The 26911-nt window shown below is 47.2% G+C and carries 24 protein-coding genes; 13 read left to right on the plus strand and 11 right to left on the minus strand.

The window, feature by feature from the left end; translation table 11 throughout:
• From AKL11_RS23615 to rpsP, 5 genes are all read right to left on the minus strand, one after another.
• Window positions 1-766: IS4 family transposase (locus AKL11_RS23615; RefSeq protein WP_067522694.1), on the minus strand; the 766-nt coding region annotated here is incomplete at its 3' end.
• A 697-nt stretch (window positions 767-1463) separates the two neighbouring features.
• Entirely contained in the window at window positions 1464-1817 is a 354-nt protein-coding gene (rplS, locus tag AKL11_RS23620) for a 50S ribosomal protein L19 (RefSeq protein ID WP_067522697.1), read from the minus strand.
• Window positions 1818-1833: 16 nt separating this feature from the next.
• Complete coding sequence (trmD, locus tag AKL11_RS23625) at window positions 1834-2577, minus strand: tRNA (guanosine(37)-N1)-methyltransferase TrmD (RefSeq protein WP_067522787.1); 744 nt, start codon at window positions 2575-2577, stop codon at window positions 1834-1836.
• A gap of 68 nt (window positions 2578-2645) precedes the next feature.
• The gene (gene rimM / locus AKL11_RS23630) at window positions 2646-3197 is read right to left on the minus strand and encodes a ribosome maturation factor RimM (protein ID WP_095210656.1); all 552 of its coding nucleotides are present in this window, start codon (window positions 3195-3197) and stop codon (window positions 2646-2648) included.
• Window positions 3198-3210: 13 nt separating this feature from the next.
• Window positions 3211-3459 carry a 30S ribosomal protein S16 gene (gene rpsP, locus AKL11_RS23635; protein ID WP_067522699.1) on the minus strand — a complete coding sequence of 83 codons (249 nt, stop codon included), beginning with the start codon at window positions 3457-3459 and terminating at the stop codon, window positions 3211-3213.
• A 338-nt stretch (window positions 3460-3797) separates the two neighbouring features.
• Between rpsP and AKL11_RS23640 the strand changes: the two genes are divergently transcribed.
• From AKL11_RS23640 to AKL11_RS23655, 4 genes are all read left to right on the plus strand, one after another.
• Complete coding sequence (locus AKL11_RS23640) at window positions 3798-4211, plus strand: hypothetical protein (protein ID WP_157673743.1); 414 nt, start codon at window positions 3798-3800, stop codon at window positions 4209-4211.
• Between the two features lie 144 nt (window positions 4212-4355).
• Window positions 4356-5486: a beta-barrel domain-containing protein gene (locus AKL11_RS23645; RefSeq protein WP_067522704.1), complete on the plus strand. Its 1131-nt coding sequence runs from the start codon at window positions 4356-4358 to the stop codon at window positions 5484-5486.
• Window positions 5487-5497: 11 nt separating this feature from the next.
• Entirely contained in the window at window positions 5498-8242 is a 2745-nt protein-coding gene (locus AKL11_RS23650; RefSeq protein ID WP_067522707.1) for a cadherin-like domain-containing protein, read from the plus strand.
• Window positions 8243-8328: 86 nt separating this feature from the next.
• A complete protein-coding gene (locus AKL11_RS23655) occupies window positions 8329-10353 on the plus strand; it encodes an ATP-binding cassette domain-containing protein (protein ID WP_067522709.1) in 2025 nt (674 codons plus the stop codon).
• Window positions 10354-10514: 161 nt separating this feature from the next.
• Here the strand turns inward: AKL11_RS23655 and AKL11_RS23660 are convergent, their stop codons facing one another.
• Window positions 10515-11105, minus strand: a complete 591-nt coding sequence (locus AKL11_RS23660; RefSeq protein ID WP_067522711.1) for a DUF4329 domain-containing protein — start codon at window positions 11103-11105, stop codon at window positions 10515-10517.
• Between the two features lie 56 nt (window positions 11106-11161).
• Window positions 11162-12337 carry a tetratricopeptide repeat protein gene (locus AKL11_RS23665; RefSeq protein ID WP_067522714.1) on the minus strand — a complete coding sequence of 392 codons (1176 nt, stop codon included), beginning with the start codon at window positions 12335-12337 and terminating at the stop codon, window positions 11162-11164.
• A 109-nt stretch (window positions 12338-12446) separates the two neighbouring features.
• On the opposite strand from AKL11_RS23665, the gene AKL11_RS23670 reads away from it, so the two are divergent.
• From AKL11_RS23670 to AKL11_RS23700, 7 genes are all read left to right on the plus strand, one after another.
• A complete protein-coding gene (locus tag AKL11_RS23670) occupies window positions 12447-13034 on the plus strand; it encodes a DUF502 domain-containing protein (protein WP_067522715.1) in 588 nt (195 codons plus the stop codon).
• 199 nt (window positions 13035-13233) lie between these two features.
• On the plus strand, window positions 13234-13761 hold the full coding sequence (locus AKL11_RS23675) for a GspH/FimT family pseudopilin (RefSeq protein WP_067522718.1): 528 nt from the start codon (window positions 13234-13236) through the stop codon (window positions 13759-13761).
• A complete protein-coding gene (gene pilV, locus AKL11_RS23680) occupies window positions 13758-14243 on the plus strand; it encodes a type IV pilus modification protein PilV (protein ID WP_067522792.1) in 486 nt (161 codons plus the stop codon). Before AKL11_RS23675 ends, pilV begins: the two co-directional genes overlap by 4 nt.
• Window positions 14240-15271, plus strand: coding sequence for a PilW family protein (locus AKL11_RS23685; RefSeq protein WP_067522721.1), 1032 nt, complete (start codon window positions 14240-14242; stop codon window positions 15269-15271). Before pilV ends, AKL11_RS23685 begins: the two co-directional genes overlap by 4 nt.
• A 16-nt stretch (window positions 15272-15287) precedes the next feature.
• Complete coding sequence (locus AKL11_RS23690; RefSeq protein WP_172807366.1) at window positions 15288-15842, plus strand: pilus assembly PilX family protein; 555 nt, start codon at window positions 15288-15290, stop codon at window positions 15840-15842.
• 8 nt (window positions 15843-15850) lie between these two features.
• The gene (locus AKL11_RS23695; RefSeq protein WP_157673744.1) at window positions 15851-20494 is read left to right on the plus strand and encodes a pilus assembly protein; all 4644 of its coding nucleotides are present in this window, start codon (window positions 15851-15853) and stop codon (window positions 20492-20494) included.
• A 1-nt stretch (window position 20495) separates the two neighbouring features.
• Complete coding sequence (locus tag AKL11_RS23700; RefSeq protein ID WP_067522729.1) at window positions 20496-20906, plus strand: type IV pilin protein; 411 nt, start codon at window positions 20496-20498, stop codon at window positions 20904-20906.
• Between the two features lie 100 nt (window positions 20907-21006).
• On the opposite strand, the gene AKL11_RS23705 is transcribed toward AKL11_RS23700, so the two are convergent.
• From AKL11_RS23705 to AKL11_RS23720, 4 genes are read right to left on the minus strand one after another with little or no spacing between them, the layout of a single operon-like run.
• Window positions 21007-21834 carry an SDR family NAD(P)-dependent oxidoreductase gene (locus tag AKL11_RS23705; protein WP_067522732.1) on the minus strand — a complete coding sequence of 276 codons (828 nt, stop codon included), beginning with the start codon at window positions 21832-21834 and terminating at the stop codon, window positions 21007-21009.
• Window positions 21831-22775: an SDR family oxidoreductase gene (locus AKL11_RS23710; protein WP_067522735.1), complete on the minus strand. Its 945-nt coding sequence runs from the start codon at window positions 22773-22775 to the stop codon at window positions 21831-21833. Before AKL11_RS23710 ends, AKL11_RS23705 begins: the two co-directional genes overlap by 4 nt.
• Window positions 22762-23682 carry a bile acid:sodium symporter family protein gene (locus AKL11_RS23715; protein WP_067522737.1) on the minus strand — a complete coding sequence of 307 codons (921 nt, stop codon included), beginning with the start codon at window positions 23680-23682 and terminating at the stop codon, window positions 22762-22764. The genes AKL11_RS23710 and AKL11_RS23715 overlap by 14 nt, the downstream gene beginning before the upstream one ends.
• Window positions 23672-25015 carry a flavin-containing monooxygenase gene (locus AKL11_RS23720; protein WP_067522739.1) on the minus strand — a complete coding sequence of 448 codons (1344 nt, stop codon included), beginning with the start codon at window positions 25013-25015 and terminating at the stop codon, window positions 23672-23674. Before AKL11_RS23720 ends, AKL11_RS23715 begins: the two co-directional genes overlap by 11 nt.
• 139 nt (window positions 25016-25154) lie before the next feature.
• Between AKL11_RS23720 and AKL11_RS23725 the strand changes: the two genes are divergently transcribed.
• Both AKL11_RS23725 and AKL11_RS26110 read left to right on the plus strand, forming a co-directional pair.
• Window positions 25155-26141 (plus strand): AraC family transcriptional regulator, encoded by a 987-nt coding sequence (locus AKL11_RS23725; protein ID WP_067522794.1) that lies wholly within the window; start codon window positions 25155-25157, stop codon window positions 26139-26141.
• A gap of 518 nt (window positions 26142-26659) precedes the next feature.
• Window positions 26660-26911, plus strand: a 252-nt coding sequence (locus AKL11_RS26110) for a hypothetical protein (protein ID WP_216636841.1), incomplete at its 3' end; no start/stop codon positions are given.

Raw genomic sequence — 26911 nt, forward strand, 5'->3', positions numbered from 1 at the left:
TGACCCGCCTGAGATCAACCGGGCAGTCTTTTCTACCTTTGTCAGAAGAGAGCCTGATGATTTGGTCTTCCAGAATAGAGTCTTCTGTTGTTTCACGACATTCKACGACTTCATAGACTGYTGATGTTTTCATCCTGCCCACAAATTGCGTGCCCTGACAGGTCATTTCGTGATACCAGCTGTAGTCGTCGTAAGCCCGGTCAAAAACATAGGTGACACCTGCCATGATGGGAAGGTTCTGAGCCGCTTTGCAGTCATTMTTCTTGGCGGTGGTCAGTTCGAAAAAAGTGGGAGTATCGGCCTTCGGGTCATACACCGTATGAAGCTTTATGCCGCCTTTAGTTTTTCGAAAATGCGCCCACTCAARCTGRTTCAAATTTAAGTCMATGGTCGTGGAATCAATCAGGCGCACCATTTCATTGCCCGCTCCMCGAGGCAGATGGCTTCTGACCTTTTGTAGTAGAAAGAAAAAGGTTTCTTCGAAAATACTGGCCGCCCGRGTGCYGTTGGCATCCGRCAATGAAGAACGCTTTATGCGAGAGACACCCAAATGGTAATGGTGGTTGTGGCAGGCATTAAAATTCTCAACCAGATCCCGAATGGAAACGCGGCTGGCCAGTTGAGCAAACATCATGGAAACGAGCTGAGTCCAGCATGTCAGAGTTCTGATTCGATGATCCCCATTGTGTCGATCAACTACCTTCTGAAACTGGTGACGTGGGATTGTTTTGAGTAACTGTTGGAAAACGCTGTTATGATGCTTCATGCCTGTCTCTCTTGTTCTGTAAAATAGCTGTCTCGACAACCGCTATTTTACCGTAGATCAACAGAGACAAGCACTTCAGTTCTTCCCCAGATTTTTAACCGGACAGCAGTGATTGTTCAAAGTGTTGTTGAGAACAAAGAACTCAGCTGGAAAGATAAGTTCTTAATTTCAGGTGTTTTTGATGGTAATCACATATTTTTGTTATCAGAACATGAGATCGGTTGCCGCTTGGTTCATAAGAAAAGTTTTCCGGAGTTCTTGTACCTCTAATTTGGAACAGTGTTGAATAGTCTACTCGTAAAGGCTTCGAGTTAATGAATCTTGAATTGATGAATAAAGCAGAATCTGGGCTATTTTCTGATAGACGATAATGTTTAGTATTTTACAGAGCATAGCCATAGTGAAGGCCTTCCTTTTTCTGCAGTTATTTTTCGGGAGGATTGCTAGCTAGGCTGTAGGATGCAAAGAAACTTCCAACTCAAAATAAGACAGATTTGATTGTTACAAAGATCTAAAAACTCTCAAGCTTGCAATATTGTCTAGTTCGGAGCTCTGTTAGAAACTAAGCACTACGAATGATGTTATTGCAGGTATAAAAAAAGCGGCTTTCGCCGCTTTTTTTGGTCTGGAGAAAAGTCCTCCAAACCGCTCTTCAAAAAACTCAGAGGAATCAGTTGCCGGAAAAGTTAACTGAATCTTAGTTGAGTTTTTCCTTGATCCGAGCAGCTTTACCGCTCAGGTCACGGAGGTAGTACAGCTTAGCCTGACGAACATCACCACGACGCTTCACAGTAACAGAAGCAATCAGTGGAGAGTAAGTCTGGAAAGTACGCTCAACACCTACACCGCTAGAGATCTTACGAACGGTGAAAGCAGAGTTCAGACCACGGTTACGCTTGGCGATGACAACACCTTCAAACGCCTGAAGACGCTCACGAGTGCCTTCTTTTACCTTAACCTGTACGACAACAGTGTCACCCTGGCCGAAGGCCGGGATTTCTTTGTTCATCTGCTCAGCTTCGAGCTGTGCAATGATTTTGTTTTTGCTCATTTAAAAATGCTCCCAGTTAGTCAATGTTCCGCTCGGCCTGAAACTCCGATAGTAACTTCTCTTCCTCGCTGGTCAGTATCCTGCTCTCCAGGAGTTCAGGTCGTCTCAGCCAGGTTCTGCCCAGGGATTGCTTCAGTCGCCAGCGCTCGATGTGCGCATGGTTGCCTGAGAGCAATACCGGCGGCACTTCCTGTCCTTCGAATAGCTCCGGACGAGTGTAGTGCGGACAATCAAGAAGACCATCTGCAAATGAGTCTTCTGCTGCGGAATCCTTATGACCAAGGGTGCCCGGTACAAAGCGTGAAACTGCATCAATCAGAGTCATGGCGGCTAATTCACCACCACTTAACACGAAATCACCAATAGACCATTCTTCATCAATCTCGGTCTGGATTACGCGCTCGTCAATACCTTCATATCGCCCCGCGACCAGGATCAGTTTCTTGCTTTGGGCAAGTTCCTCTACACCTTGTTGATCGAGTACACGACCCTGGGGTGAGAGGTAGATCACTTTGGCCTCGGCTCCTGCAGTTTTGCGGGCTGCCTGGATGGCGTCACGCAGAGGTTGAATTTTCATCAACATGCCGGGACCACCGCCATAAGGTCGGTCATCCACGGTTCGGTGTCTATCGTGGGTAAAATCCCTGGGATTCCAGGTTTCTACCTCGATCAGCTTGTCCTTTACCGCGCGGCCGGTAATACCGTGCTCGGTAATGGCCCGGAACATGTCCGGGAATAAGCTGACGACACCGAACCACATTTCGGTGTCTATGGCGCTCTTGTTGTTTTCCTGATGTTCATCAAGCTCATCATGAGTCGTCATAGTCACTAAAACTCCGGGTCCCAATCTACCCGGATAAACCCTTTCTCAGGGTTTACGTCTAACACCACCGTTCCGACAAGCCAGGGCACTAAACGTTCTTTGCGGTCAATGCTGCCTTTTGAGGGGCGAATGACCAGAACGTCGTTGGCACCGGTTTCCATCAGGTGGCTGACTTTGCCCAGCAGGATGTTGTCTCCCTCAGCGTTGCGAGAGAATACATCCAGCGATTCCAGTTGATGCCAGTATATTTCGTCATCTTCCGGTTCGGGCAATTCGTCGAGATTGACGGTGATTTCGTATCCGCAGTAACTGCGGGCGATTTCACGATCATCGCAACCGACGATATGGGCGACCAGTCCTTTACCATGTTGGCGGGCCTGATCGATTTCAACGGTTTTGACATCGCCGTTGCGGTTTAAGATCCAGCGTGGGTAGCTGAGGATGTTTTCCATCGGGCTGGTGTTGGAGTGAATCTTTAGCCAGCCTTTGACACCGTAAACGGCGGAAATATGGCCTAACGTTATGCGCTTTTCAGCGCCCTCTACTGCCGTTGTCACTGATTCTTTAACCTCACGCAGCCTTGTTAGCGTCTTTCAGAAGCTGGGCTACGCGGTCAGATGCAGTAGCACCCTGGCCCAGCCAGAATGTTACACGCTCGTTGTCTACACGCAGACGCTCTTCCTGTCCACGAGCAGTAGGATTGAAGAAGCCTACACGCTCGATGAAACGACCGCCGTTAGCATTACGGCTGTCAGCTACGGTCAGGTGGTAAAATGGGCGCTTTTTGGAGCCACCACGAGCTAAACGAATGGTTACCATGGAATAGGTTTTCCTATAGTTGTTTCCGGCAACTGATTTCTGAATTTACCTCTGCCTTGTGTGCAAGACACTCGACAAAATTCAGAAGAGTCCTGACAGCCTTGGTTGAGGATTGCTCCGTTTCCAGACAGTCAACTAATCCATGATCGGATTTATGCCAATCATAAAGGGCGCAAATTATAGGGGAAAGCGGGAAGGGGAGCAATAACCTGTGCTTAGGTATATTAACGTAATTTTGCTGAATTTATTTGTTAGTGATTCTGACACATTTGTTATGCATTACCAAGCGGGGGGGGGGCTACACTTCTCTCTCAATTCAACGTATGGAGATAGCGGCTATGGGTTTGTCAACAGCAGGATGTAAGTGCGAACAAGCTTTGCAGGCTTTGTCTAATCAAGGACAATATTTGGATGAACTAAACTCTTCCAGGGAAAGTCAGATGCTGGCAAGGCACCTCAAAGACATTCACCTGAATAACAGCGTTAACTACGCTAACTTTAAAGTTTCTATATCAACTGCTGTTTCTCTGTATCTAAGTGAGTATGAGGCGCAGGATGCTGATCATTCTATCAGTGAGGGTTTAGGTAATGTTTTAAAAACTCTGAAAGCAGGATGTCATTACCTCACGTTCAGTTTTACCCATGACATGGTTGATTTCCACAACAATGAAAGTCCCTTTGGTCTTGGAGTGCAAGCTATTGATTTTATAGAACTAAAACTAAGTGAGCTTCCGTTGTCAGAATCTGCTTAACGCACATGGCCGTATGCTGAAAAATTGACTAAAGTGTCAAGTTTATTCTGATAGCGGTCAGGGTTCGTGATCAACTCCCTATACTGATAGAAGCCAGTCTGTGCAGTTTGGCGATTTCTTCAGTATCGGGTGGTTTGAAAACGCATGGACGCAAGAAAAGGACTTATTCTCTCTGGTTTTCTGTTTGCAGCACTGCTGTTTATCAGTACCTTTCTTGAAGTTGAGGTATTTACCCGCGCCGATGGTGAAGTCTCCTCTTTCCTCCCCCCAGCCCATGTGGATTTTGCTGATGACGGCATGATTCAGCACATTTATTCATCTGAAGGGGATTTCGTCAAAAAAGGGGAAATTCTTGTTGAGCTGGATAATGCGGAACAAAAGATCAATCTGGAAATTCTGACCGGCAAAGCCCGGTTGTTGGATAAGAAGATAGCGATCTTGAACGCACTTCTGGACGATCAGGCGCTGGATGGCTTTGCCGATCTTGAGCCGGGCCGTGAGTCTGAAGAAAAGCTGGCAAAGCAGATAGAACGGTTTTTACAGGTCAGTAATAACTATTATGAGAGCTTGCAGAATTTGCGGGAGCTTGTGGCCATCGATAATCAGAAGAGTCAGGCTATTTTATCGCTATTTAATCGTAAGGCGGTGAGTTCTGTACAAACCATGGACGCCACGCAAAAAGTGCTCCGATCCAGAAAAGATTTGCTGAAGGTGAAAAAAGATTTTGAAGAGCGGATTGTGTTTGAGATTGAGCGTTATGAAGAGCAACGTCGGGAAGTACTGAGCAGTATTCGCCTTTATCAATACTATTTGGAACGTTCTTACATTCGGTCGCCAGTGACTGGCGTGGTGCGCCATGTGAATTTTTCCCAGGAAGGGAAGTTTATCAGTCAGGGCGATACCTTTGCGGAAATCATCGAAGACACCCCTCAACCCTTCAAAATTACGTTGAAAGTCTCTGCCAAAGATATCGGGATGATTCAAGCGGAAAAAGAAGTGCGACTTCTGCTGGATGCTTATGACCATACCGTGTTTGGTTATCTGGACGGGGTGATCAGCCATGTCAGTGTCGATCGCCTTGAAGAATCCGGCAATGAGTTTTTTTATCGTGTGGAGGTGGTGCCGAAACAGTCCTATCTGGAATATAAAGAACAGCGTTTTCCATTGAAATATGGTATGACCCTTTTTGGCACCATCGAAAGAGGGCGCATCTCTTTGATCAGCTATCTGATGAGCCCGGTGATCAAACACTTCCACCAGATCGGCCACATCTAACCGGTGCCGCTATGAGTGATGTTAACAAGCCCAAACCTTCTTCGGGGAATGACAATGCCAGTGCCACGGTGCAGACCAGTACCGTGCTGGGGGCTTCCGATGGCTTGATCACGGAAAGTCAGGCTGCTGAAAACCCCACGAAGCGAAAAGATATCGCCGACCTTACCCCGGAAGAGCTCGAAGCGCTGCTGTTGGAGCTTGATGAAGAAGAGGCTCTGGAAGAAGCTGAAGGGGCAGAAAAGGCGAAAGCTGCTGCCGGTGTTGATGCTAAAACTCAGCTTTTTGACAGCAGCACCTCCATCATGAATGCGCCCGGTGCTGTTGTGGCGCCAGAGCTATCACAAGGGCGTTCAGCGCCGGCAGGCATTGCAACGGATGCTGCTATTTCTTCAGGCACTTCTGTAGCGAGTGACGAGAATGAGTCCGCACAGGATGGTACTGACGAAGATGAACTGACAGACAGCGAAGACCTTATAGAAGAGGCTATCGATGAAGTTGTTGAGGAGGCGTCTGACTCAGAACCGTCTGACGATGGTACGGTAACCAGTGAACCTGACTTGCTGTCCTCTTTCATCGTAGACGACGTCGCCACTCAAGATCGGTTTGAAATCTCAACTCCAGCATTACCACCAATACCTTTAGAACCTATTCCTTTAGAACCCGTTGTTGAACCTGAGCCACCCATTCAGGTAGAGGCTCAGGACTTTACTTCAGCAACCATCATTACCGAAGAAAGTGATGGTGCCGCCATTCTGGTTGGGCAGGCTGGAGAGTTGTTGTCTGATTCCGGCGATGAGGCATCAACCATTGCGTCGGTCAATGGTCAACCGTTGAACGCATTGGGAACCGTGACGTTTCAGGGATTGTACGGTGAACTGAGTGTTAATAGCGCCGGTGACTGGAGTTATAAGCCGACAGCATTATCAGAAGATACATTGCAAACACCCTCAGAGCCGTTGACCGAACACTTTGATTATACCGTCACCAACGGCAGCACCTCGGCTACGGGCTCTTTGGATATTAGTCTCTCCCATGCGCCGCAGGCTCAGGAAGGCAGCCTTCAGGTTTCAGAAGACAGTGGTTACACCATTGGTCAGCTTCAAGCGACGGATGATGATAATGATGCATTGTCTTATGAGTTGATCTCGGGGCCGGATAAAGGTTTTGTGACTGTCGATGAGGATGGTCAATACCGTTTTGTCACAGGGGCTGATTTTGAAACGTTGAACGCCGGAGAGTCGGAGCAGGTTTCTTTTTCCTATTCAGTCACAGACATAGATGGCAATAAAGATACCGCAACGGTTCAGGTAACGGTCAATGGTGCCGTGGATGCACCTTTTGGCGACAATCTGGTGGTCAATTCATCCGCTGAAAATGGCACGCTTAATGGTTGGACCATTACCGCAAACGGTGGCAATGGTTGGGCGGTCACCGGCGTTGGTCAGGAAGGAAGTCAGAGCTTTATTTCTTCTTATGGTTGGGGCAGGAAGTCTCAAGTCATTGATCTTGAGGCCCAGGGTTTCTCACTTGACGATCTGGACTCTGCTCCGAATATTAATGCCAGTGAATGGTATCAAGGCATTCAAAACACCAGTGATCAGTATTACTTTAAAGTGGAGCTCCGCGGTGCCAATGATGAGGTGATTGATAGCTTTGATACCGGAACACTGACCGCAAATGGCCAGTGGCAGGAAGTCGCTCATCAGTTTACCGACTATGGTGCAGGCGTTCGCTTTATTTACCTAGAGCACGGCGGTAAAGATGCAGAATATTGGGCGGGCCATTACGGCACTGCCATCGATAACACCCAGATTGTTATTGATCTTCCTCAGCCTGCAGGAACCGATGAGGGCAGTCTGAGCATCGACAGCAGCTTCTTTCAAATTGTTGATGGTGATTTGCTGGGGACTGAAGTGTCCGGCCAGATTGTTGAGCAGAATGGTTATACAACGTTGGATAAATGGCACCTGAATCATGAAGGTGGGGAGTTTTTGGTCACGCTGGATGCCTCTGGTGGTAATCAATGGGAGGCTGGTGTACGACTTTATCAGAGTAATAGCCGTGGTGATATCGGTCTTGAGGTTGGCGAGTTTGAAGCGTTGTTGTCGCCCTCTGGTGGTTCTTTGCAGGTCATCACCTTCAGTGACTTACCCCAAGGGCACTATCAGTTGGTGGTTGGTAATCAAGGATTTGATGAAAGTAGCGTGAAAAGCGAATTGGACTTTCCGGGTATTACCAGTGGCGAGCATGAATACAGTGTGACCCTGTCGGGCAACACGACAGTGGCGACTTTGCCCGATGACCCCGGGCAGAATGCCGCCATTACCGGTGAAACCTATGACCAGACTGAAGGAATCCTGTCACTGGCCGTAGTAAATAATGACCTTAATATGGTCGATCCTGATAATGCCCTCTATTACGAAATATTTAACGATGATGTGCGGGTAGGGCAGGGGCAGCTGGACTTTTCTGATGACAATCATCAGCAGGAAATCAGCGTTACTATCGGCAATGAATCTCTGGAAACCCTGACTCTTGACGAGCTGCAACTGGTATTCCATGAAATTAACGACGAAGGTGTATCGGTAAACAGTCAGACATTTGATTTTGAGCAGGCTGCCACCGAAGCCGGCGAGGTTATTGTGGCTCAGGGTGGCGATGGTTTACAGGGAATGGAATTGATGGCGTTGGGTTTGGATTATTTTGAACTGGGCTTTTATGAAATTATCGATGATAGCCAGACTCAAGGATTATAAGGCTTTTTGACAAGCTCTGATTGAAACGCACTGATTGAAACGCACTGATTGAAACGCACTGATTGAAAAGCGATGGACTGCACTCTATGAATGGCGACAATTGTCAGATAAATACCGCCAGTTTGATTAATGCGCTGGATCATTTGAATCGGCACTACGTGTTATACAGCCGACTTGCCTTTATTTCCAATCAGCTCCGTGAAACCGCTGAAATAAACATACATAAAACCAAAGGGTATCTGGAAGAGTTGGGTTTTCTGGTGAAGGTGTCGTCCATTAGTCACCTTGAGATGGTGGAGCTGGATGAGTACCATCTGCTGTTCTGCTTTGATCATGAGCAGGATATTATCATTCTTCGTCACGACAGTGATTTTAATCGCACTCGGGGAAAGCAGGATCTCGAGCAGCCCATACTGATCATCAGCACAGAAAAACTAACCCCAAGAGCCGAAAAATCCGGTATCCGTAAACGGAATATGCGTTGGTTTATTAAACGACTAACAGAGAAAGACGGCATTTATCTAATACTCACTGGTTTGATTACCAACCTGCTTGCCTATGTTGTGCCCATCTACAATATGAATGTGTTTGACAAGGTGTTGCCCAACGGCTTTACGGGTATCTTGTCATCGTTGGTACTGATTGCTGTCTTTCTGGTGTTGATCTGGTTTGTCAATCGCTCTGCGTTGTCTTATTTGTTAAGCGACCGGGTGTTCCGGCTGGAAGTACAGATGGCTCGAGAGTTTTCCTACCGTTTGTGTAACTTGAAACCATCGGCTATGCCGAAGTCCTCGGCGTTTATGACTCAGCTGGTAACCTATGGTCGTTCTCTTAGCCAGATGCTGGGTGCGTTTCATTTGATGGCGCTGGTGGATTCACCCTTTATGTTGCTGTCTCTTGGGTTGATTGCTTATTTTGGTGGCCCTATGGTGTTTATCCCATTGGTGGCCATTCTCTTTGTTGTGGCGCTGAACCTGTTGCTTCAGCCACGGATTCAGCGCTACATCAATGAACGTTATGAATTTGAAGGGCGTAAGCGGAAGTTTGAATACGAAATCATGCAGTCATTGCCGTTTATAAAACTGGCGGGAATGGAGCGGTATTTTACAGATGCCATTGAAAATGATCGGCCTGATCACCGGCAATACTTTTCAATCTCCGCTCATATTAATCATATTTCTATGCTGGTGCTGTTTTTGTCATTGATTGCCGTCACTGGCTATGGTGCCTGGCAGGTGTCAGAAGGGATGATGACTCTGGGGCAGCTTGTTGCCTGTTCGTTGTTGTCATCAAAAGCCATTACCAGTGCGTCGATTACGAATCTGCTGTTTAATATTAATCGGATTCGGATGCTGTTTGATAACCTGAATCAATTCTACGAAATTCCCGTGGAAGAGCGGGGCGCTTCTTTTTGTTTAACCCGCATCAAGCATCTGGAATTGAAACAGATTGAATTTACTTATGCAGAAAATCGCTATTTTCAGCTCAAAGGCATCAGCTTTGATTTGAATTTACCCGAGTCACTGTACGTATATGGACACCCCGGTTCTGGAAAAACCAGCCTGTTTAATTTACTGGCGGGTATCGAAGATCCCGCCAGGGGGAGTTTGCTGGTCAATAATCTGAACATTGAGCATTTTGATTATCGGGATATTCGCAGTCATATTCATTTTTCCCCGTCTTACTACCGATTTTTCAGTGGTTCCTTGTACGACAACCTGATTTTGGGGAACACCATGGTGACGTCGGATCAGATCGCCATGGCGTTGGATAAAGTGCAATTGACCGACAAAATTAATCAAATTGAAGATGGTCTCCACTATAAAGTCGAAAACCATGAAAGTATTCCTCTGTCGTCCGGTGAGCGTAAACGGTTTATGCTGGCCAGAGTCTTTCTGACAGAAGCGGATCTCGTGATTCTGGATGAACCTTTTGAGTTCATGAGCGACGATAATGGTTTGACCTTTGTTCAGTCGGTAAGGGCCTTCTGCGAAGAATCGGGGAAAGGGTTGATTATTCTCAGTAACCGGAAGTCTTTTGCCCAGTTCTGTAATCAGTCACTGACGTTAAGTAATGGTCAGTTGTATCCTATGAAGCTCAGTAACAGCTAAGAAGCTGTTCACAATCTTTCTGCGAGCTGCAAACGATGATAAAGCGCCCCTGTTTTTCAGTTTTCTTCGTTACGTAGCACCACTATGCGCCTCAAAAAACTGAAAACCAGGAACATTTTCTCCTCGTTTTCGCTATTCGCAAAAGATCATGAACAGCTTCTCTAAGGGGTTGCTTGAGCTGTTGGGATTTTAATGAATTTACGCTTCTCATCGATCACCTTACTGCCTTTTGAATAACCCTTTGTGTACCCCAATCCTTTTTTATAAGCCTGTCCTCGGGTTAACGTTGGGTCACCGGGGCTGAGCTTTTTGAGAAAGCCTGAACTGTCGGCTAGATAAAGCGGTACATTTAAGCTTTCTACCAAACGCTTGTCTTGTCTTGAGAAAAAAAGAAAGCCGCCTTTACCGGCACCATGGGTATGCCACACCGAGATCAATTTCAGATGATCTGGAAATTGCAGGGTTGCACTGATCTGATTTTTTCCTGGCACACCGGGGATGGCGGAAAAGTAGTAAAGGTCTTTATCTTCGTGTTTGAAAATGCCGCCAATGTATTCCCTGTCGTCTTTGATGGATGTTGGGTTGTATATACTAGTGGCAGCAATCACCGCAGCCAGTTCGGTTTCAAAAGGCGACTGGTAAAACTCCGATAAATTGATGATCGGTGGCGGAAGAAATGTCTTGATATCATTGGAAAATGAAGGCGATATTAGCGCTGCCCCTAATGCAAGAAAAGAAAGTTTCCTTCTCATGGTTCCTGTCTGAGTCTATGGCCTTATAAGCCTATCGGCAGACAGGGAGGGTTAGGTTACCTTTTCAGAGTATTCAGCCATGGTTTCAGCATGGTCTGTTGGTATTCGGGAAATAGAGCGTGTTCACAGGCACCAATATGGTTGTTTCCCTCCGGTAAATTCCCCGGAACGGGTGATGCATTTGGCGGTTGGAAACAGCGGTCGTGTATCAGGCAACTGGGTTTGATCAGCTGCCAAATGACATCTCTGAGAAACCATTGATCCACATTGGGCGTTTCCAGGTGGTTGGCTTGGTAGTTGGAGACCATCTGTTGTATATCCGGTAACACACCTGCGATGCCACCCCACATGCCCGCCAACATCAAATCGGTGTGAGTCCACCAATCCCTGATGATGTGAAACAGCTTGCCGGACTTCTGCCAGGCGAGTACTGCATTTTGCTCCCGTGGACTAATGACAGAGTCTGCATCCCGAATTAAAAAGTAGCCAACGGTTGAATCACTGGCCACTGCAAAGCGCCAGCAGGTTTTCTGCTTGATGCTTTGGTGACTGGGGCGATGAATCAGTTTTGCGCCCAGGTGCGTCATGAGTTGTTGGTAAGTTGCCGGTACCGTGTCGTCAAGATAGATCCAGACTTCCCAGTCTGGGTAGATTTCTGGTGCTAACAGCAGGTTTCTCAGGGCGCCGTGCAGGTAGCGTTCTTTGTCACCCCATAAGCTGAAAGCAATGACGTTTATTTTATTAAGTACCAGCTCTTCCGTCGTTTTTTCTGGTAAAGACCAGTGCTCAGGCACTTGCCCATGACGTTGATCTTTTAGTCTCAGTGATTCTGTTCCGGTAATTTTTGCCTGTTCCCATTGCCCCAGTTTGAAATGGCTGACGGTTAGGGTATCCCAAAGATAATAATCATCAGGTGTTTTTTTGAGCGCGAGTTGCGCAAAATGAATGGCTTCCTGATATTGGTGGTTTCTGCTGTAGCAGGAGGCAAGGTTGGTCAATAACTCAGTATCGCAAGGGTAAAGAATTAATCCATTGCCTAATAGTTTAATGCATGAGGCGTAGTCGTGAATCAGGAACAAGTAGTAGCAGGTTTGTAAAATGACCGTTCTGGGTTTCATCTCACCATGACGGTTGATCTCTTCCGCCATTTTCTCAATGGCCAGTCGATGCTCGCCAGCTAACCAAATGGCGTGGATTTCATGATTCCAATCTACACGGCTGATGTTGCTCATTATCATCGATCCCTTGATGACTGCATTACATCGTCTCAGAAAAAAACTGTCATCGCCACCGCACCTCACTTAGTATAAAAGCTGACCACAATTAATGAGGAAATGTGCTATGTCACGCATCATGGGCTGGTTTCTGGAAGGACTCGCAGTACTGGTGCCCATTGTATTTACCTTCTATTTGTTTTCTAAGGGTATGTCGCTGGTGGCGGAGTTGCTATCAGCGACCGTTGGTTCTTATCTGGGAAGAGAGCTAACCCTGCAGGGAGAATGGCAGGTGGTGTCTATCAGCTTATTGCTGGTGGTGGGGTTTACCATTTTTGTTGGTGTCGTGACGCACATGTGGTTGGGGAGTCATCTACTGCGGCTGCTGGATCAGTTGTTGAATCATATCCCCTTGGTCAAATTAGTGTATGCGGCGATTAAGGATGGGGTTAATGCCATTATTGGTGACCGTCGTGAGTTTGAACAGCCGGTGCTGGTCGCCATTGGTGATATCCAGGTGCCTGGTTTTGTGACCCGAAAGGACGTTGCCGATTTTGGTGTTGAGGGGCATGTTGCGGTGTATTTCCCCATGGCTTTCAGTATCGCGGGTAGAGTGGTGCTGGTGTCTGCGGACCGCATTAAAATGTTGGATAAAAGCAGTGCCGAGGTGATGTCTTTTCTCGTATCAGGCGGTGTGACTTCCGGGAAGAAATAACAACTGTTAACACCCTCTTACCTGATGCATGAATATGTCTGGATTTTGTATTCAGCGATAGATATTACTCACTTCCTTTTTATGAGAACGGTCTTTTGACGCTATTTTGACTTAATTAAATGGATTGATTGCTTTCCTCTATTTCTGATGCTCCTGACGCCGTTAAAAAGAGTTGAAACTACTTAACCGGAGTCAGTTTATGCAGCCCAAGCATTGGGGAGGCTTTTCAATGATTGAGTTGATGGTCGTCGTTCTTCTGGCTTCCATTATCATGAATATTGCTGTACCCAGTCTGGTAAGTATCTATAACCGTATCACCTTTGAATCTCTACAGAAAAACCTGATCTCACATTTATCGTTTGCCCGGGCAGAAGCTCTGAAACAGGGATCTGATGTTTCCCTCTGCCCATCAGCGGATGGCGCAACCTGCCTCAGCTCATCCAGTAACTGGAAAGATGGCTGGTTAATATTCCTGGATATCAATGGTAACGGTAGCTTCGATGCATCGGATGACGAGTTAATCAAGGGAACAGCCAGCCCCTCCATTGCCAATATCTTCTGGACAAATACCACCAATCCCACTTTTCAGGGAGATGGTACCGTTATGGCTGGCAGGGCAGGGAGTATGAAAATCTGCGATTTTAACGGTGACTACACCGTTATCAGAGGTGTCACTGTCAGTACATTTGGACGAATCACGGAAGACAACACAGTCACATGCCCATGATCAGGAAAAAACACAGTATTCCAGCACTCGGTTTTACGCTGATAGAAGTCATGATTGCGGTATTAATTCTGGCCGTTGGCTTATTTGGAGTCTCCAGCTTAACCAGCCGAAGCATCTCCTATAACCAGAATGCCTACTTTACCAGTGTGGCCAATGCACTGGCTTACGATATGCTCGATCGGATCAAAGCCAATACCGCTCACTCGGTGGATGGCCCCGGTTATGCGGTGAGTCTCGGGAGTATTCCCTCCAGTTATCCCACGAATTGTGAAGGCGCGTCGGCAGATTGTGACCCGCGGACGATGGCGACTTATGACATCAATCAGTGGAAGTTTATGCTTAGCGAACAGTTGCCTGATGGTGATGGAACCATTGTGGTCACCAATAGGCCTGAAGGACGTCTCTACACCATCACCATCTTTTATGATGACAGTAAACGGGTCAGGGCGAGACGACAAATTGTTGTGGAGGGGGGAGTGTGAACAAGATACGTTGGCAATCTGGCCTGACCATGATTGAATTGATTATCTCTCTGGCAGTGAGTTTGCTGGTTATTGCCGCCGTCGTTCGATTCCTGGTCAATAATACGTCCACTGAACAGTTCAATTATCAGTTTGGCATTATGCAGCAGTCTGCTCGTATTGGTTTGCATTCTATTGCCAATGATACACGTCTGGCAGGGTATACCGGTTGCAGTAATGACTTTTCCATTTCAAATGTGCTGGATAATACCAATGCGACCGATGAATGGATCGTTAACTCGGAGGCTGTTCAGGGTATTACCCGGGCAGATGTTCAAAGTATGGTGGATCCAGCCGCAACTTCTGAAGGCATTGTCATCTTTAAGCTGTCTTCTTCTGATATTTTCAGTGTCAGCAATCATAACACTGGCTCAGGTTCAATGAGTTTTACGACCGCCATCAACTCAGTGGTTTCCAATGAGACACCTGTTGGCGTGATCAGGCAGGATTGTCAGCAAACCGCCATATTTGTTCCCGGTAGTGTTTCAGGTAATCAGCTCAGCTATAGTACCAGTGGTGGCGGGAGCCGTTTCAGCAACTGTTCAGTGGCTTTTAGGGGTGGGTTCAATTGCTATGACCCGGGCTCATCGTCAGCAGGGGATGTTGAGCTGAACCCGGGCACCCTGCGTGTACTTGATTCTGTTGTGTATTTCGTGAAGCCCGATGCTGAAGGGAACACGCTGTACCGCAAGCGGGTCAGTGATACCAATGCTGTGCCCGTGGTCAGTGGTATTGAGCAACTGGCAGTTTATTACGGTGTTGATACCGATGGCAGTGGTGTGGCTAACCGGTTTATACAGGCTGGTGATCTGGCATTCAGGCATGAAGACTGGGATCAGGTCACTGTTATAAGGCTTCATCTGTTGACGCAGAGTGCCATGGAAATTACCAGATTACCGCGGGCTTATTTTTTTAATGGCGGGCGTGTTACCCCAACAGACAGTTTTCTCAGGAAAGAGTTTGTCATGACGATTGATGTCCGGAATTGAAAGGAAGCGTAATGTGATGGATAGAAAGCACTATTTCAGTCGTGGGTCAGCACTCATTTACACCATGGTGTTTATGACCATTATGATTATTATCGGGTTGGGCTCTGTTAATTTTTCAAGCCTGGAGCAGCGTACAGCCGGCAGCTTCCGGGTTCAGCAACAAGCCTTTGTGGCTGCGGAAAGTATTTTGCTCGAGGCTGAGCTGTGTGTGAAGGATGAAACCCGGTGTTCTGACCTTCCCCTGTTTGATGGTAATTGCACTAATGGACTTTGCTTCAGTGGCACCGAGAGAAACAGCACCGTACTGTGCGAATCCGGGGTAACCTCTCCCTGGGAGCAAGGTGATGTATGGCGTGACAGTAGCCGTTACATCAATGCAACGTCTGTAGGTTCCACCGTCACAGGCCGTTACATCGTCGAATTTATGTGTTATGTGCCGAAAAACCCTTTTGGTGTGACACCGGATCCGACCAAGGCGGCAGAGTGGTCCCGTCTTTACCGGATAACGGCGTTGTCGGTAATGGACTCAGATGGCGCCAGAGTTATGTTGCAATCGACCTATAAATTGTGAGTATCCCCATGAATGGAATCATCGGACATTTTCAGACAACGGGTAGTGTTTTTTTAACGGTAAAGCGATTGGCAACTGACTGTTGTGTTCGGCGTGATGCGAGTGGCGGTATAAGAGCACATCTTTGCGGTGTTTTGGCCTGCTGGTTACTGATCCTTGCAGGAAACAGTTACTCTGCCGTGTCGACTTATCAGGCCAGCCCTAATAATGGTACAACCACAGCACCACCGTTAGTGATGCTGCTCATGTCTAATGACCATGAGATGTTCAAAAAAGCCTATTCAGATTCTAGTGATGTCAATGGGGATGGCTCAATAGACAGTGGCTATATCGATACGATCGATTATTCCGGCTATTTCAATAATAGCTGGTGCTACCAATACAGCAGCGGCAAGTTCACACCAGAATCTTCTGCGACGGGCACCAATGGACATTTCTGTACCTCTTCTGGAGCCCCATGGAGTGGTAACTTTCTAAACTGGGCCGCAATGACTCGAATTGATCTGGTAAGAAGTATTTTCTATGGAGGAAAACGTTCAACGGATACCGCATCAAGTACGGTATTGGAAAGAGGTACTCTCTCTGCAGAGCTGGATGCCTTTACAAAAGTGTACAGTGCCAGTGATGTAGGAAATTACACACCCTATAGCAGTGCAATTACCTTTTGTGTTTATGGAAGTAATCAGATTCGTATTGCCAGTGGTTCCCATCCAAAGTGGGCAACCACTGAAATCTCACAGTGTCAGTGGAGGAACTCTGACCCGGACTCACCATCGACGGCTTCAAGGTTGGCTGAATTGACGGTTCGGGTTGAGGTATGTGTTAACGATAAAGATGCAAACACCTCGGCAAAGTGTCGATTGTATCCGGATGGAAACTACAAGCCTTTTGGTTTATTGCAAGAATATGGAGAGGATGGCGCAATACGTTTTGGTTTAATGAGTGGCACCGTTAACAACCGCAAAAAAGGTGGAGTTCTCAGAAGAAATATTGGCCGGATTGCCAGTAATGCCGATGCGGCAGATGATGAAGTCAACTTGAGTAATGGCGTTTTTGATAGCTCGGTAAAGGGTGTCATTTACCATATGAGCAGGTTCAGGTTGCACAGTGGCCAGAGTGGTTTTGGTAATCCCATCTCAGAAATGTATCTTGAGGCATTAAGGTATTTTTCCGGACAGACTTCTCCTGATTCGAATTACAATTCTGACGATAGCTCCCACGGATATTATAAAGAAAGCTGGCGGCCACCATTATCAGCAGCTAATAGTTGCGCGAGCTGTTCGATTATTCTGATCAGTAGTACGCTGCCCAGTTTTGACAAGAATGACCTGGCAAAAAGTTCAGACCTGCCGGGTATTTCCGGGATGTCTGATATTAATACCCAGACGAATCGTATAGGTAATCTTGAAGATAATATTTCCTTTCCGGATAACTTTTTCTATGGCGGCACTGCCAAATCCTGTACACGGAAAAGTCTTGCTAACCTATCATCTGCTATCGGTATTTGCCCTGCTGCACCCAGGCAGGAGGGCGGTTATTTGAGCGCAGGCCTATCATTTTATGCTCGCGCCAATGATATCAATAGCTCGCTCAGTGGGTTGCAGGATATAACGACCTATGTTGTTCAAATACAAAATCCTGTTCCCGCACTGTCGGTAAATGTGAATAACGATATTGTCAGTTTTACACCTGTGGCAACTGATGCGCACTTTAAATCCATGTCAGTATTGAATTTATCGTCAGACGGCAGACAGGGGGAATTCTATTTTGTCTGGGAAGGTTGTGAGGTTGGATGTGATAATGACTTTGACTCAGGTTCCAGTATTGAATTCTGTATTCTTGATGGATGTACTCCGACGTTACCCAGTGCCCAGATTAAAATTACATCCAGATTTGAAGGTAAGTATACATCGGCTAAGCCTACATTTTCCTTTAACATCAATGGTACTACGGAAGATGGCATATATGGAACCTATGCTCAGGGCCCTGGTGGTGGCTCGAAGCAGGGGCCGGGAACACCAGTGGTAAAAACGTATACCGTACGTTCATCTACACAGTCTGCGTTTTTGCCATCCCCTCTTGAGTTAATGGCCAAGTATGGTGGTTTCTCTGATCTCGATGGTGATGGAACTCCATTACATGATTCGAACCAGGACGGTACGCCAGATTCCAGTATTGAGTGGGACAACAGAAACAACCTTAATGGCGCCAGGGGGAAAGATGGTATCGCAGATAATTACTTTTTTGCCAATAACCCTGCGCTATTGGAAGATCAACTGGGCAGAGTACTGAGGAGTATTCTGACGAGGGCATCAGCTGGCTCCAATGTTGCGCTGGTTTCCAACAATGCCAGTGGTGCCGGGTCGGCAACAACCGCGCTCTTTCAGCCTTCAGCCAGATTCAATAACATAGAATTGAACTGGATCGGCCAGCTGAACAGCATGTTCATTGATGGTATGGGGCATTTTCGGGAAGATACGAATCAAAATGGCATTCTGGATGATTACAACACCGATCGGGCAGTGAGTATTTATTTCGACTCACTGCTCAATCAACCTCAGGTCCAGAAATATACCTCAACCGACAATGGCATGACACTGACGCCTGATGGTGGTGCAGTGGATCTGGATGATTTGATCCCTATCTGGGGTGGTCATGATGAACTCATGGAACTGACCAATGTCACGACCCATCGTCCCTACGATGACCCATCGGACAGAGGGCGACATATTTTTACCTGGCTGGACAATAATGATGATGGGTTGGTCGGTTCAGGGGAAGAACTACCGCTGGTGCCTTCGACTTTCAGTTCTGGCAGGGAAGGCTATCTGGATGTGGCTGCTGCGGATGTTGCTCCCCTGATTAACTATATTCGTGGAGAAGATCAGGCGGGCTTCCGTTCGAGAAGTGCGGATGTGGATAATGATGGAAATCTGGAAGTCTGGCGTCTCGGCGATATTATCCATTCCAGCCCTGTGTCTGTTTCTGAGCCCCGGGGTTTTTACTCGGATACGCGTTCCTACAATCCTAACGACACCACTTTTATTAATTTCCTGAATCAGTACAGGGAGCGCAGGCAGGTTATTTACGTAGGCAGTAATGGTGGATTACTGCATGCTTTCAACGCTGGGTTCTGGAATGAAAATGACCAACGTTTTTATCTGAGTCCGACCGGTGAAACGGCTCATCCCCTGGGCGGTGAAATATGGGCCTATGCCCCCATGAACCTGTTGCCGCATCTTCAGTGGTTGACGGAGCCGGACTATTCCCATGTTTACTATATGGATGGTGCCCCGCTAATCTTTGATGCCAATATTTTCCCGGATGATGCAGATCACCCAGGCGGATGGGGAACTGTTCTGGTTATGGGTATGGGGCAGGGTGGTGGACCTATTGATGTGAACATTGGTGGTACGACGAAAACCCGGCAATCCGCTTTTGTCGTCATGGATATTACCAATCCTGAAGAGCCTCCAAAGCTCATTGCCGAGATTTCTCATCCTGAAATGGGGTTCACAACCGTTCGACCAGAATTGATTCAGAAACGACAGCCGGACAGCAGTGGTGACTTTACGACACCTGCAGCCAATGACTGGTATCTGGCTTTTGGCTCTGGTCCAAGGGGAACCGGTGCATCAGGTATCCGAAGTGCCCTGGACAATGCAACCAGTGACCAGAACCTTAAGGTCTTTATTTATGATTTGCAGGCCAGAGATTTTGTCAGCGGTTTTGCGCCTTATGATACCGGTATTACCAATAGCTATGCCGGAGATATGTCGGTCATCGACTGGGACAATGATAAGACCGATGACTTTATCTATTTTGGTAGTGTTAACACCTCACCGCTGGGGGGCGAGTTACTGAGAATTGATATTGAAAGTGCTTCTACAGCCAGTTGGGCAATATCCACCATGGTGGATGTGGGTAGGCCAATAACCTCCAGACCCTTACCAGTCACCAACAAGGATTTTGAGAGGTGGCTCTATTTTGGTACTGGTCGAGAACTGGTTCAGAGTGACAGCCTGGATACCGCTCAGGAATACTTTGTTGGAATAAAAGAGCCCCAGAATGCATCAGGTTATACATTGGCTGAGGTGCCTTTTTCAGACTTGATTGATACGACGGATGTCGAAGTCAGGGCAGATGGGCAACTGACATCCTCTTTTACCGTGCAGCCTGGCAGGATGGTGAGCACATTCAATGCTCTAAGAGATGAAATGAGGTCTGAAGCCGGTTGGATTAACCGCTTTCAGAGAACGGGAACTGCGCCAAGTAGTAAAAGTACCAGCTCTCCAATCAGTGCATTTGCCCTGTTAATATTTACGGAATATGAACCACCTGCAGATCAGTGTCAGGCGGATGGCAACAGCTATTTGAATGTTCTCCATTATCAAACTGGCACAGCACTTCCGGCTGGCGTTCAGCAGGTTATCACTGAAGGCACAATTACGGATACGACCATCTCCACTAAACGACGGGCGTTAGGCCGTGGGCATGCTCCGGAACCAGTGCTCCATGATGGCGGAGATGGGGGGATAAGCGTTATTGTCCAGGGAGAGGCCGGTAATATTACCCAAACGGATTTTGAATACAAAATATCTAACCAGGGGCGTCAGTCATGGCGACAAATTCATAAGATACCAAGGTGGTAATATGAACAGGCAATGGCTAAAAGGATTTAGCTTGGTTGAATTAATGATGGTGGTTGCCATCATTGGCATTCTGGCTGCGATATCCATTCCTTCTTATCAGAGCTATGTCAGGGATAGCAGAAGAACGGATGCCTACACTGCATTGTCCTTTGCGGCGGCTGAGCAGGAGCGAGTGTTTGCTTTTGACAGTCGTTACAGTGGAGATATTAATGATCTGGGGGGAGCTGATTCAGCCGGAGGGTTCTATACCATGAGCGTGACCGCCACGGACACCACTTTCACGATAACAGCAACCGCTAAATCATCCGGTCTTCAATTCAGTGATACGGAGTGTCGAACACTGACTATTAATCAGCTTGGACAAAGGGGGAGTGCCAATGCTGCGGGTTCATCCACAGCGGATTGCTGGTAAGGCTTTTGTCTGGAACTCCTTGCTGTTGGGCAGACGGAGTCGGTAGATATCGTGAAAGCCGACCCCTGCCTTACGCTTCGATCAGTGTATAACCATTGTCTTATGTATGTGCCAGCTCTGATTTGAACTTCCTGCCCATCAGCTTCAGATAGACTCCTGGTAGCAGTCTGTACAATAGGCTGGCCAGCATAATGGTTTTATCGGGAAATAATCGATGTCGACCTGATAAATGCGCCTTCTGTATCTTCTCTGCCATCCACTCTGCACTGTTTATATTACCAATGGTTGAACGGGCGTGTCTGGCTGGTTTGCCATCACCTGCCAGTGCATTCTTTTCAATATCGGTGGCCAGAAAACTGGGGTAGATCATTAATATGTCTACCGGCAGATGGCTGGTTTCTGCTCTCAGGGTTTCAAAGTATTGATGAAGTGCTGATTTTGCCGCGCAATAACCGGCCCGGGCCATGACGGGAAGCCATCCCGCCATGCTGCCAATGTTAATAATGGTGGCCGGTTCTTTTTTATTTCCGGAACTCTGTAGTGTATCCAGAAGTTGCTGAGTGAGCTTTACAGGGATGAGGTAATCCAGCTCCATCACTTTGGCGACGACATCGTTATGTGTTTTCTGGGCCAGAGAGCGATGGGTGATGCCTGCATTGTTGATGAGCACATGAAGCTGGTCAAAATGCTGATTCACCTTTTTTTCAATGTTTTCAATGGCATCTGGTTGCAAAAGGTCTATGGCGCAGACAATCGCTGTCTGATCGCCACGGCCTGATACAACAAGCTCTTGCTGACGGCCCTCCAGGCCGTCTTGATCCAGATCCACCATGAAAAGATGATAACCCGCCTGCCAATATTGCTGAGAAAGGGCCCAGCCCAAGCCATTGGCTGCACCGGTAATTAAGGCGACTTTTCCTGTGCTCATGTTGTCGCCTCCTTATTTAAGTGACTGCAGAAAAGATCAAACACTTCAGCGGATGTTTTTTGTGGGGTATAACCAAACTGTTCTTTCAGAGCCTTGTTGTCCAGTACTGGACGATAGCGCAGGAATTTCAGCTGATCAGGGCCATATTTCGTCAGTTTCAGTTTTTGTCCTAAGGCGAGTGCCGTTTTAAGCAGAGCGGGTGATAATGAAAGGAGCGGTTTTTTTAATTGAGAAGCAATCTCATTAATGGCCATTGCCCCATCACCCGCCAGATTATAAGCGCCGGTTTTGTGGTGACTGACGCCTCGACAAATAATCGCAACCACATCTTCATCCCAGATAAAGACAAAGGGCGAATCGGAACCTTTCACCGATAAAATCCGCTTCTTCATAAACAGATTGGTGATCAGATTGCGGGTATGTTTGCCCAGAATCGTGCCAGGCCTCAGGATTAGCTGTTGTAAGGAAGGGTGTGAAATCCGGTATTCCGCCAGCATTTCTTCCACCAATCGTTTATGCCAGGAGTAGGCAAACTCATAATTGCCACGAATGGGAGAGCTTTCCGACAGCCATGGGTCATTATCTTCATGGTAACCGTAAGCCGCGCCACTGCTGGTGACGGTTAAATGCTGAACGCCGGATTGAATGCAGGCCTCAATGACATTTCGGGTGCCTTCCACATCCACTTTGTAATCACGGTCACGATCATCACTGTGGTCGACGATGCTGGCCAGATGGATGATATGGGTGATCTGATGTTCCTTCATGAAATCACTGAGACTACCATCGCAAATATCCATGAGTGAGATGGCGAAATCCGCATCAGCATGATGTCGAATATCGCAACCAATCACATAGTGTTCTTTTGATAAGGCGTTTCCGACTTGATGACCAAGATAGCCGGCAGCGCCAGTAATGAGAATACGACTAGTTGCTGACATAACTGGCCTCCTTAGAAGACATAGTTCTGGTATTCCAGAACAATGCCAGCCCGAGTCCGCTCACCAGATGTAAAACGCCCCAGAACGCGGTAATGACCATCATGCCGCCATATTGAGGGAAGAAGGTAAACAAAATACCGAGGCCAAGCCCGGAGTTCTGAATGCCCACTTCCAGTGTGACCGCCCGACGGTCTGCAGAGTTCAGTTTGCCAAGATAGGCTGCGGTTGCCCCAATACTGAGTGCCATCGCATTATGAGCAACCACCAGAATGGCAAAACTGCCCATATGCTCAAGGAAGACATCCACATTATTGGAAACAGCAATTATGATAAAGGCGAGAAACACCAGTAACGACAGAAAGCGAAATGGAGTATCGGATCGCTTAACAAACTTCGGAAACACTTGACCAACCATCATGCCCATCAGCAGTGGAACCGCCAGTACCATTGTCACCAGCAGGAAAATTTCCAGAGGTTGCAGCGCGATTTCTTGAATTAAAGGACTGGTGACCGGATTCAGCTGGCCGTAGAGAAAGAAGTTGAATGGCGTCATGACAATGGCAAACAGGCTGGATACCGCGGTCATTGATACAGAAACCGCCACATTGCCCCGGGCAATATGCGTCATGATGTTACTGAAAGTACCGCCGGGGCAGGAAGCCACCAGAATCATGCCGAGACCTAACTCTGGATCAATATTGAAGATCCAAACGACCATGGACGTTAGAAATGGCAGAACCAGAAACTGGGCAACTAACCCGATGGTTGGGGCGATCGGTGTTTTCAGGATTTTCCAGAAATCATCGGGCTTCAGATTGAGGGATACCCCAAACATCATGAGTGCCAGAATGGCGTTTAATAATAAAAGGCTTTGTGGTTCAAAGTGAATTTGTACATCAGTTAACATTTGCTGGCTCCGCATTTGTCATTATTGTTGGTGCAGGAGTGAGGTCGCTTTTCAGGCGCTTGATTTCACGGTGCAGGGATTTCAGATAAGTGGCTTTGTCGACGTAATAAGCCATGCGCTCCAGTTCAAGGTATTCCATGCCACCGACAATGCGTTTAGCAAACTGTTGTTCTATAGTTTGTTCCAAACGGCGGGCAGAAGGCTGATTATCCAGCTTCTGTCGTAAATAAAGTGCCACCATGTGCGCCTGATCATCTCGGCCTTGCCAGCCGAGGCCGGCAGCTTCCACCATGCCCATGACGAAGATCTGGTTGTGTGCTGGATTAAAGACGTTCAAATAAAGCTGTGGCGCAAAACCCTGCCAGTTCAGGTGTGCCTGATCAATAAAGGGATAGTCCAGCTTATAGCCGGTGGCTTCCAGAATCAGATCATAGGAGCCTGTGGAACCATCACTGAACTCTACCGTTTTATCGGACACATATTTGATAGAAGGTCGCGGTTTGATATCCCCATGACCAATATGGTGCAGGAAATGTGAGTTAATAACCGGGTGGCTTTCATACATCCGATAATCAGGATTCGGCAAGCCAAAGTCACTAGGTTTACCGATAATCATCCGAATCAGAAAACTGTCTACCCATTGCTTCAGGCGCTTAGGCAGTTTGATTTTTCCGCCCAGAGAGTCAGAGGGCTGGCCTTTGATAAACTTTGGCAAAAAGTAATAACCCCGTCGTACAGACATATCAACGCTTTTTGCCTGATGAACAGCGTCTACAGCAATGTCGCAGCCACTGTTACCACAACCCACAATGAGCACGCGCTTGTCTTTAAATAGGGCGGGGTCTTTGTATTGCGCGGCATGAATCTGCTGACCTGCAAATTCGCTCATGTTTTCGGGACGACTTGGGTGATGCAACGTACCATTGGCCAGCAGCACACCCGCCACTTCGTAACTCGTTTCCTGACCACTGGTTTCAACCTTGATCAGCCAGTGGTTATCCTTTCGGGTGATGTCGATCACTTTATGGCCAAACCGGTAACCTTTATAAAGATCAAAATGTCTGGCGTAATCCTGAAAATAGGTTTTCAAGTGGTGATGTGCAGGGTAGGTGGGTACCTCATCGTTCATGGGGAAGTCGGTAAACTCGGTCTGTTTTTTTGAACTGATCAGATGTGCCGAGTTGTACATGGTGCTGGTGGGGTTATCGATATCCCACAATCCACCTACATTGTCGTGTATTTCAAAGCCGATCCAGGGGATCTGATATTGGCTTAATCGTCTTGCGGTACACAGGCCCATGGGGCCGGCGCCAATGATGGCGTAGGGAAGCATATTATCTCCTGAGTGCTGCATTGGAGATTTTGATACTGACAGCACGGTTATTATTATTTTTCGTTGACGCGTGACTTTTATCTGACGAACAATGTATCGCGCAAACAGGGAAAATGCTTGGATTATTTGGGACAGTATTATGGTTAATTCGGGACATCACCCTACTGTTACACAGCAGTACACAAGAGCCATTGTTCGCTCATGGGAGGATTCCGGGCTGCCCGTTTCCGAAGGATTGCAGGCTATTATTGATGAAATTGCCCGGCATCAACGTGTGCCCATGCCCCTGCAGGATCGACTCTGGCTGTCCATGGCAAAAGACTACCCTGAACCTGACTTGGGTTTGCGACTTGGTCACTATGTACAACCGGGAAACTTGGACATTGTCGGGTTTCTGTTGATGAGTTGCGATACTCTGGACGACGCGCTGGAAGCACTGGTGACCTACCATCCCATTGTTGGTGAGGGCGGTGAGTTTCTTATGACGGAAGGCGAGACTAGCTGCAGTCTTATCTATTCTCCCTACCATAATATTTGCCGTGAAATACGGGTTGAAGCGGTGTTGGCAACCTTAATGCAGTTGGCAAGTTATCTGACAGATAGCACGTTTAACCCTTCGTATATTTCTTTCCAGCACAAGGCATTGATGGACTATAAACACTATGAACAGGTGTTGGGTTGTCCTGTTCAGTTTGAGCAGGTAGCGGATGCTATGGTATTTCCCAAAGCTCAGCTGGCAAAACCATTGGTGCAGTCCAATAAAATACTTTATTCACATATGCGACAGTTAGCGGATGAGGCGCTAAAGGGGTTGCAGGATCACAGTATTCGCTTTGAGGTTGAGCGAGTGATTAAGGTGAATCCAAACTGGGGTAAGGAAAAGGTAGCGGAACAGTTTGGTATCAGTGGCAGGCAATTAAACCGTAATCTCTCGAGAGAAGGCGTGACGTTCAAATTGATTGCGGATGAAGTGCGTTTATCCATGGCGCGAGAATGGTTGTCAGGCTCATTGCCTGTGAATGAGGTAGCCTATCGCCTTGGGTATCACGACGAAAGCGCTTTTAACAAAGCCTTTAAACGGTGGACTGGCCATACTCCGGGAGAGTTTACACAGATTGCCAGCTGAGTATTGAATACACCTGTTAACAATAACAAGCAGGCCTTCTGTAACAGACATCACCCCAATTATTTCGGTAGTGAATACCAATAGGATGCTGAACCGGTAAGTCGCAGAAAGGTCGAGCTGCCGTATATGGGTTGGTGTAAATATAGGTGGGTGCAGGTGTGCAAGGTCTATAGACTGGCCTATAGACATAGTGTGTTCGGTGAAATGGCCTGTAGGCCTGGCGATGATATATTGGTTCGCAGTAAGATGCTCCATCAGAAGATATCAACTCAGATATTGCCCATGAGCCAGCACTGATGGTTCCTAAGATCAAAGCAGGACCAACCAGACCGGCTACTGCGCAAGCAATCGTTGCGGCGGCAGTAATAACAGTAACGACCTCCAGTACAATACTTCAGCAATTCCCGCCGAGTTGATTAAAGTCAATAATATCAAGGGCTAGAGACTGATCTACTAGTTCAGAAATCGCAGACTATTAAGTAACATATACGACATTACATCATCATTGTCATTTTACTGTGAAACCATCTAACCGAAAGACGATTGCTGAGAAACTGATCAAAATAGTTTCAAAAGAAGCTGTTAAAGTCTCTGATTTTCGTAAAAGAAGCAGTCAAAATGCGATCCCGCTTCATGATGCCATCATGAGTGGTCTTGCCATTATGCATCTGAAGTATCCATCATTACTTCAGTTCGATCGGGACTGTGTTAAAACACCAGCCAAGTTGCATAACCTGAAATCGTTGTACGGCGTCGGTCAGGTACCTTGC

Source organism: Endozoicomonas ascidiicola, from assembly GCF_001646945.1.
GTDB classification, from domain to species: Bacteria; Pseudomonadota; Gammaproteobacteria; order Pseudomonadales; family Endozoicomonadaceae; genus Endozoicomonas; species Endozoicomonas ascidiicola.